Genomic DNA, 8125 nt, shown 5'->3' on the forward strand with positions numbered 1-8125 from the left:
CGTGCGTGACGCCCGGGCCGGAAAAGGGGGTTCGCAGTGGCGGGCAATAGTACGAAACAGGGTCACAAACGACAACCCATTCTGACCTGGTCGGCGCTCTCCCTGTCAGGACGCCTGCGCCATCCCCCTGTCCCGAGCGCGTGCTCTTTGCTGCTTCGCGGGTGTCAGCATCTGCCATCGCCATACATCGCCATACAAAAAGGGCGAATGTGGATGCTTATATCGGGGGTTCTTCGGTGCGAAAGAGCGCCTTGCCGCAGGCGAGGCAGGTGTGGCGAAAGCGATGATCAGGCCAGCCGGTCTGGGGGTGGCCCAGCACCTTGTCGGAGCCGCAGGCGCAGCAGCGCGCCCCCAGTTCATCGTCGATGGCGCATTCGGGATGCTGGTGCAGGTAGTCGGCGCGGGTGGGAAGGCGCAGCCAGTCGGGCTGGGCATGGCGCTGGTTCCAGAAATAGCACCCATAGAAGGTGCCTGCGGCGACGGGCAGGGCAAACCACCAGAAGAGATCCATGTCATGACTCCGACGAGAGGAGATGAGGGCGGCAACAACCCGCTCAGCAGGCGTGGTGTGGCTTCATTTTATCGGGGCGGGAGTGGGGCGGGATATGCCCGGATGGGTAACAAGCGAACCTGCTGGTGGTCGGGCTGGCAAGCCGCAGGGCCGGGGTTGGGGATTATCTATCCATTAAAGAGATGGGTTGCGTCATAACCTATCGTGTTCTTGGATGGACAAGGGGGCCTTTCCGGTCGCAAAACCCGGAGAGCGGGGAGTTTTTGTGAAAAAAAATGTGCATATCCTCGTCATGCTGATCTCAAGGGAGTCATTGAGCGAATTATAAATATCAAGATATTGATATCAATGGCAAAAACAGTGTTTTTATCAGGCGTTTTCAGGGTGGATAATGGGGTTTCATAAGGAGCTTTAACCCATTTTCTAGATTGGTTTTTGCATAATCAATCGTTTATTTTGTTGGACAATTGGGGAAAACCTGGTGTCCAATCGGGTGAGCAGGTTGGCCAAACAGTGCCGTCAGCCAGTGTGTAACCCGAGATGTAAGGAGACATCCTGATGGAAAAACTTGACCAAAAAATCGACACCATGCGCCAGGAATTCGAGTCCCAGGGGCAAAAACAGGCCCAGGACAGATGGCAGGCCAGGGTCGATGAACTGCAACGGGAGCGCAGCGAAGCGCCCCAGCCGGAAGCGGCAGAACACTAGCCCCTGGCGGCCTTGTAGCCACCAAGTGAGCGCATAATGAAAAACCACCGCCCTGTTCGGGGCGGTGGTTTTTTTTGCGCAGTGGCTAGAGGCGATAGAGGTTCTGGGCCGCATCGAACAGCTCCGCGCTCTCGCCGGTGCCGCCGTTGAAGACGGTGTGGAAGAAGCGCAGCACCTTCTCGTTGGCGAGGGCATCCCCTTCAAAGTAGGCGTGAGAGTCCCCCACATGGGGCTGATTGGTCACGTCCACGTAGGTGGCCGTTCTGGCATCCAGCCGCCGGGTGTAGTGGCCGAGCCTCGCCTTTTGCTGCTCCCCCATCTTCATGCGCGATGCCATCAGGGCACCATCGCGCTCATTGATGGTGATGTAGAGGCGGTTGCGACACTGGATGCGATCGACCCACTGGGCGTGAAGCTCGTTGTTGGTGTCGGCGGCGGCCATGATGATGTTGTCGAACAGCAGCTGGTTGGCGTGGTAGGTGGTGCTGCCCAGCAGGTGCTTGAACAGGTAGTTGCCCATGCTGTGCAGCAGCAGGTTGATGGTGAAGGGGCAGCGCTTGTTCACCTCCTTGGCGAAGTAGCGATCCCAGGCCTCGCCGTTGTCGGCGAACTTCTTCTGGGCCTTCTCTTCCAGTTGCGTCACATACTGGCCGTTGAACTCGTCGAGCAGCCCCTTCATCTTCTCCAGCACCCGGTCAAGGGCACCGGCCGAGGCCAGGGCATCGCGCTTGTCGCTCTTGTAGCTCAGCACGCCCCGGGCGCCGCCGCCATTGGCGGGCCAGCTGAAGCAGAGCACCTCGACGCCGTACCGGGCCTCGAGCCCCGCGGCCCGTTCCAGCACATCGTCAAGATCGTTGTTGAAGCCGTGTACGAACAGCTGCAGGTGTTTGCCGGTCTTGAGCTTCTGCTTGGCCGTGCTGCCGGTCCCGGCGCAGCGCTCCAGCAGCTTGCGCGCCACATAGGCGCTGGCCGGGTGGGGGAGGTCGGGGTCAAGGCCGACGCTGGCGGCCATCTCGGCGGTGATCTGATCCGGCAGCAGGTCCAGCTGCCACTGCTTGCCCTGACGCCGGGCCTCGGCGAGGCGCAGTTCGTTGGGGCCCTCTGCGGGTTTTTCGCCAAAGATCTCGCTGGGGGTCTTGCCCTGCTCGTTGACCATCCGGTTGGTGACGATAAACATGGTGTTCTCCTTGTTGTCGTGCTCTCTTCATGATCGGCCACGCCCCGGGCGCCCCGATCACTGGCAAAGAGCCTAGTCCGGATCCGGCTGCCTGTCCCCCGGCGCGCCTTGCCTCGCCAAAGGGGTTACGACGATGTAAAGGCGAACGGGATTTGGGGGAATGGCGCCTTCGGGGCGGCGAGGGCAGGAAGACGCTGTCATCACTAGAGGAAGAGGCCCGGATGGACGGGGCCTGCGCCTCGTCAGGACCAGAGGGCAGCGAGGGAGTAGGGGATCCTCAGGCGCACTGTGATCCACTCCCCGACTATGGTCTGACATGCACGCCCGCTATTTGATTATGCAAATGGATGGGCTTAAGATGGCCGCGCGCAACGATCAGATTGATAACAAACGGAAGTTAGGAGATGCCGATGGAAAGCAAAGTAGTTATCCCGACCCAGGGCCAGAAAATCACAGTCGATGCCAGCGGCAAGCTGCAGGTTCCCCACAATCCCATCATTCCGTTTATCGAAGGGGATGGTATCGGTGTGGACGTGACCCCGGCCATGTTGAATGTGGTGAATGCTGCGGTCGAGAAAGCCTACAAAGGCGAGCGCAAGATCGCCTGGATGGAGATCTATACCGGCGAGAAATCGACTCATGTCTATGGCGAAGGTGCCTGGCTGCCGGCCGAAACCCTGGATTTCATTCGTGAATACTGCGTGGCCATTAAGGGCCCGCTGACCACCCCGGTCGGCGGTGGTATTCGCTCCCTCAACGTGGCCCTGCGCCAGGAGCTGGACCTCTACGTCTGCCTGCGCCCGGTCCGTTACTACGAAGGGACCCCGAGCCCGGTCAAGCACCCCGAGCTGACCGACATGGTGATCTTCCGCGAGAACGCCGAAGACATCTACGCTGGCATCGAGTGGAAGGCGGACAGCGATGAAGCCAAGAAGGTGATTGCTTTCCTGCAAAACGAGATGGGCGTGAAGAAAATTCGCTTCCCCGAGTCCTGCGGCATCGGCATCAAGCCCATGTCCAAGGCCGGTACCGAGCGTCTGGTCCGTGCCGCCATCGAGTACGCCATCGACAACGATCGCGACTCCGTGACCCTGGTGCACAAGGGCAACATCATGAAGTTCACCGAGGGTGCCTTCAAGGATTGGGGCTATGCCCTGGCCCAGAAAGAGTACGATGCCCAGCTCATCGACGGCGGCCCCTGGTGCTCCTTCAAGAACCCGAAGACCGGCAAGACCATCGTGGTCAAGGACGTCATCGCCGATGCCTTCCTGCAACAGATCCTGCTGCGCCCGGCCGAGTATGACGTCATCGCCTGTATGAACCTCAACGGCGACTACATCTCCGACGCGCTGGCGGCCCAGGTCGGCGGCATCGGCATCGCCCCGGGCGCCAACATCGGCGACGGTGTGGCCCTGTTCGAGGCTACCCACGGCACCGCGCCCAAGTACGCCGGTCAGGACAAGGTCAACCCGGGTTCCCTCATCCTCTCCGCCGAGATGATGCTGCGCCACCTGGGTTGGACCGAGGCGGCCGACCTCATCGTCAAGGGGATGGAAGCGGCGATTGCCAACAAGACCGTCACCTATGACTTCGAGCGACTGATGGAAGGTGCCACCCTGCGTTCCTGCTCCCAGTTCGCCCAGGACATGATCGACCAGATGTGATCCGGGTCGTTGAAATGCAAAACCGGCGCCATGAGCGCCGGTTTTTTTATGGAGGAGAGCAGGTCGTCAGGTGGTTTTTTCCACGTGCTGCTCGTAGATCTGCTGCCATTTGCTGGTCTCGGCCTCATCTCCACGGGCCTGCCAGAATTCGCAGATGGAGCTGGCGAGCTCGGATGCCATGGCGTGGTCTCCGTCACGGCGGCTCATCAGATATTGTCCCAACCAGCTTTGATATTGTTTCATCGCCCGATCTCCTTATCTAAGGTGCCCAGAGGGGAGTGCTCCTGGCGTCAAGGTCGCGCAGGAGCGATTCGAACTGGGCACATGTTGTGCTGCGCCCGGCAGGTGTTGGTCGCCGGATCCGGTGGTTATCTCACCGGAAAAAGGGGACAACGGGGCGCAGATGTCAAAAAACGGTCTCTATCGTATCACAAAATAACCAGTCGGTGGGGCTGGATGACAAATCAGGCTGTCCAGCAGTCTGGCCGTCTGTGTCATGGTGGCGAGGGCTGAGGCGCCATCTTGCTGATCTCGCAGCAGAAAAACCCGCCAGGTCGGCGGGTCACGGGGGCGAAAAAAAGATCAGATCCGGGCGCAGGCCAGGTATTTTTCCATCTCCTCGGCGGGCACCATGCCGCCGCCGGTGGCCCACACCAGGTGGGTGGCCCCGGCCATCTTGGCTGCATCCAGTCCTTGCCCACTCTGCCACTCAAGGTCGGCGGCCACTCGCCAGGGGCCAGCCATGCCCGCCAGTGCCGAGGGCTCGAGCCGGATCTCTTCATCCCGGGCCAGGAGCCCCAGCAGGTCGTACATCTCCTGATCCCTCAGGGTGTAGAAGCCCGCAAGCAGCCGCTCCATGGCGCGGCCGACAAAACCGGAGGCGCGTCCCACCGCGAGGCCGTCGGCGGCGGTGAGGTTGTCGATGCCAAGGTCTTGCACCGCAATGGCATCGTGCAACCCGGTGTAGACCCCGAGCAGCATGCAGGGGGAGTGGGTGGGCTCGGCGAAGAAGCAGTGCACGTTGTCCCCGAACGCCAGCTTGAGGCCAAAGGCCACCCCGCCCGGGCCGCCGCCGACGCCGCAAGGCAGGTAGACGAAGAGCGGATGGTCGGCGTCCACCCTGATGCCCATCTCGTCGAACTGCTTTTTCACCCGCTCGCCCGCCACCGCATAGCCGAGGAACAGGGTGCGAGAGTGCTCGTCATCGATGAAGAAGCAGGCGGGATCGCGTTCGGCCTCCTTGCGCCCCTGCTCCACCGCCACCCCGTAATCGTCGGCATATTCCACGACGATGGCGCCATGTTCGCGCAACTTTTTCTTCTTCCACTCCCGCGCATCGGCGGACATGTGGACGGTGACGCGAAAGCCGAGGCGGGCGCTCATGATGCCGATGGAGAGGCCGAGGTTGCCGGTCGACCCCACCGCGATGCTGTACTGGCTGAAGAAGTGGCGGAACTCGTCCGAGAACAGCGTGCGATAGTCATCCGTCTCGCGCAGCAGCCCAGCCTGGATGGCCAGGTGTTCGGCATGGGCCAGCACCTCGTGGATGCCGCCGCGCGCCTTGATGGAGCCGGAGATGGGCAGATGGCTGTCTTGTTTGAGCAGCAACCTGCCGGTGAGTTCGACGCCGTAGCGCTTATTGAGGGCCCCCTGCAGGGTCGGGATGGCGGCGATCCCGGACTCGATGATGCCGTGGCTGGCGCGGGTTTCGGGGAAGGCCTCGCACAGGTAGGGGGCGAAGCGGGCGAGCCGGGCGGAGGCGGCGGCCACATCGTGCCGGGTGAGGCCCACATGGGGCAAGCCTTCCGCCAGAGTGGTGGCCCCCGGATTGAACCAGGTCAGGGGATCGAGGGCCATCAGCCTCTCGAGTAGGGGAAAGCGGGCGATGAGCCCGGCCATGTCGGTGTGTGTCACGGGAACCTCGAGGGAGTGGTGAGGGGATGCCCCATTGAACGGTACGCGGGGCGGGCTGACAAATGATAAAAAGCGGGGCTTGGATGAGCTGGATTGATGCAAAGAGGAAAAATTCCTCGCTCTCATCGTGAAGGCAAGGTTTTGGGTTTGTCTGGTGAATGCAACCTCCTGTCATCTGGTATCATCGGGCAGATCAAAAGAGAGGAGGGGGGACCATGGGAAGCGATGAACACTATGCGCTTAGGCGAAAGCTGCTGAGCGGTTATCAACTCGCCAGGCTCCATACTTTCGAGGCGGCGGCGCGGCACGGCTCCTTTGCGCTGGCGGCGGAGGAGCTCTCCCTGAGCCCGAGTGCGGTCAGCCACAGGATTGGCACCCTGGAAGAGGAGCTCGGCTTCCCGCTGTTCCAGCGCTTTCATCGCAAGGTGGTGCTGACTGCGGGCGGGCAGCGCGTCTTCTGGGCGCTAAAGTCGTCGCTGGAGTTCATCAATCAGGAGGTGCTGGAGATCCGGGATCAGGCGTTGTCGGGCTCCCTGACGATCCACTCGCGCCCCTCCATCGCCCAGTGCTGGCTGGTGCCGAGGCTCGCCGACTTCTCCCGCCAGCATCCTCTGATCGAGCTCAACCTGCTGACGGGCAACGAGAACATCAACCTGCAGGGGTATGGCATCGATCTGACCCTGAATTTCGACGCCAGGATGCCGGAGCGGCTCACCATCCACCCCCTGATGGACGAGTACATGGTGCCGGTGTGCAGCCCGGACTATGCCGAGGAGCACGGGCTGCTGGAGAGCCCGGACAAGCTGCAGCACTGTCGCCTGCTGCACGACAGGCAGGCCTGGGGTCATGACACGGACAGTGACGAGTGGCGCACCTGGGGGAGCCACTGGCATCTCTCCCTGGAGGCTTGCGCGTCGCACATGGGATTTGATCGGGCGGATCTGGCGATCCTTGCCGCCACCCACCACGCCGGTGTCGCCATGGGGCGCAGGCAACTGGCAAGCCAGGCGCTGGCGAGCGGAGCGCTGGTGATGCCCTTCCCGGACATGGCGGTGCGCTGCGAGCCGCGTTATTACCTGGCGACCCTCCCTCATCGCCAGTGTCCCAAGATCCAGGCATTCATCCGCTGGATACAGGATCAGGCGCAAGGGGCATCCTGACACGGGACCTGGTTTATTGTCCGCGAAGGTCATGGCCATGAGCGCACTATTTGTACAATAAGGGCCAGCACTGCTGCTAAATGACCTGGCGCAGAGCGACGCGGGTAAGAGATAACAGCGTGAGCAACGGATGAGGTAAGCCTGAGATTAACCGGGGAAAATAGGAAATAAAGTCTGTGAGAGTATTCCCAATAAGTATCAGGCAGGGAATTAACCACGGTGAATAATGTCCATATGGTGTCAGCGCTTTGCCGGATGGTATAAAAACATTATGTTGTTATCCAATGGGCATGCTATTCTCAAATCGTGTTATCCCTGTGACATACAAAAATAATTCTGTGAGGAAGTAATGAACGAGTTTCTGAAGGTTCTGCTGAACATTCGCAGCTTGCGCGCTGCCATTCGTGAACTGCCGTTTGAGCAACTGCAAGAAGCGAAAGAAAAGTTTGACCTGGTATATAACGAGCGTGCCGAGTCCGTTGAACAGGAACGAGCCGAACAGGAAGAGCGTCAGCGCAAACTGAATGAATTCACCGAAATGCTGCAACAGGCTGGTATCGATCCCCGTGAGCTGATCGGCAGCGTGGCGGCTCCGGCTGCGGCGGGCACCACCAAGAGCAAGCGTGCTCCCCGTCCTGCGAAATACAAGTACCAGGAAGACGGTCAGGAGAAGACCTGGACCGGTCAGGGTCGTATGCCCAAGGCCATCGCCGAGCAAGTTGCGCTGGGCAAGGATCTGAACGATTTCCTGATCTGATCGCCGGATCCGGATCTCGATAATGCCGCCTGCAGGGCGGCATTGTTATTTTCAGGGTTCAGAGGATGTCGCAGTAAAACCCAATTGCGCAGGTTACTCCGGTTAATTGGAGAGCCTCGTCTGGAATAGCCATAACCACAGGGTGAGAGCGTGAACAAATTGTTAAATTGAGGTCAATTTAGCCAACCCAGCATCCAGTACCTTTTCCAGATAGGGGCTGCTCATGCCCGCAAA

8 protein-coding genes are annotated in these 8125 nt (G+C 60.4%); 4 read left to right on the forward strand and 4 right to left on the reverse strand.

Annotation, left to right across the window (positions count from 1 at the left end; genetic code table 11):
* Positions 1-217 precede the first annotated feature (217 nt).
* Positions 218-511 carry a hypothetical protein gene (locus tag OKB81_RS07580; protein ID WP_042879347.1) on the reverse strand — a complete coding sequence of 98 codons (294 nt, stop codon included), beginning with the start codon at positions 509-511 and terminating at the stop codon, positions 218-220.
* 558 nt (positions 512-1069) lie between these two features.
* Between OKB81_RS07580 and OKB81_RS07585 the strand changes: the two genes are divergently transcribed.
* The gene (locus OKB81_RS07585) at positions 1070-1219 is read left to right on the forward strand and encodes a hypothetical protein (protein WP_010673628.1); all 150 of its coding nucleotides are present in this window, start codon (positions 1070-1072) and stop codon (positions 1217-1219) included.
* Between the two features lie 85 nt (positions 1220-1304).
* Here the strand turns inward: OKB81_RS07585 and OKB81_RS07590 are convergent, their stop codons facing one another.
* Positions 1305-2396, reverse strand: a complete 1092-nt coding sequence (locus OKB81_RS07590) for an alpha/beta hydrolase (protein WP_270805189.1) — start codon at positions 2394-2396, stop codon at positions 1305-1307.
* A 410-nt stretch (positions 2397-2806) separates the two neighbouring features.
* Here OKB81_RS07590 and icd point away from each other — a divergent pair, with 410 nt between their 5' ends.
* Positions 2807-4060 (forward strand): NADP-dependent isocitrate dehydrogenase, encoded by a 1254-nt coding sequence (icd, locus tag OKB81_RS07595; RefSeq protein ID WP_010673630.1) that lies wholly within the window; start codon positions 2807-2809, stop codon positions 4058-4060.
* A 66-nt stretch (positions 4061-4126) separates the two neighbouring features.
* Here the strand turns inward: icd and OKB81_RS07600 are convergent, their stop codons facing one another.
* Together OKB81_RS07600 and dsdA are read right to left on the reverse strand one after the other, a co-directional pair.
* Complete coding sequence (locus OKB81_RS07600; protein ID WP_010673631.1) at positions 4127-4303, reverse strand: hypothetical protein; 177 nt, start codon at positions 4301-4303, stop codon at positions 4127-4129.
* Between the two features lie 339 nt (positions 4304-4642).
* Positions 4643-5959 carry a D-serine ammonia-lyase gene (gene dsdA / locus OKB81_RS07605; RefSeq protein ID WP_270667856.1) on the reverse strand — a complete coding sequence of 439 codons (1317 nt, stop codon included), beginning with the start codon at positions 5957-5959 and terminating at the stop codon, positions 4643-4645.
* Between the two features lie 230 nt (positions 5960-6189).
* Between dsdA and dsdC the strand changes: the two genes are divergently transcribed.
* Positions 6190-7134 carry a DNA-binding transcriptional regulator DsdC gene (dsdC, locus tag OKB81_RS07610; RefSeq protein ID WP_270667854.1) on the forward strand — a complete coding sequence of 315 codons (945 nt, stop codon included), beginning with the start codon at positions 6190-6192 and terminating at the stop codon, positions 7132-7134.
* Positions 7135-7483: 349 nt separating this feature from the next.
* On the forward strand, positions 7484-7891 hold the full coding sequence (locus tag OKB81_RS07615; RefSeq protein WP_010673634.1) for an H-NS family histone-like protein: 408 nt from the start codon (positions 7484-7486) through the stop codon (positions 7889-7891).
* Positions 7892-8125 lie beyond the last annotated feature (234 nt).

This window comes from Aeromonas sp. QDB56 (genome assembly GCF_027705505.1).
In the GTDB taxonomy this organism is placed as follows: domain Bacteria; phylum Pseudomonadota; class Gammaproteobacteria; order Enterobacterales; family Aeromonadaceae; genus Aeromonas; species Aeromonas caviae.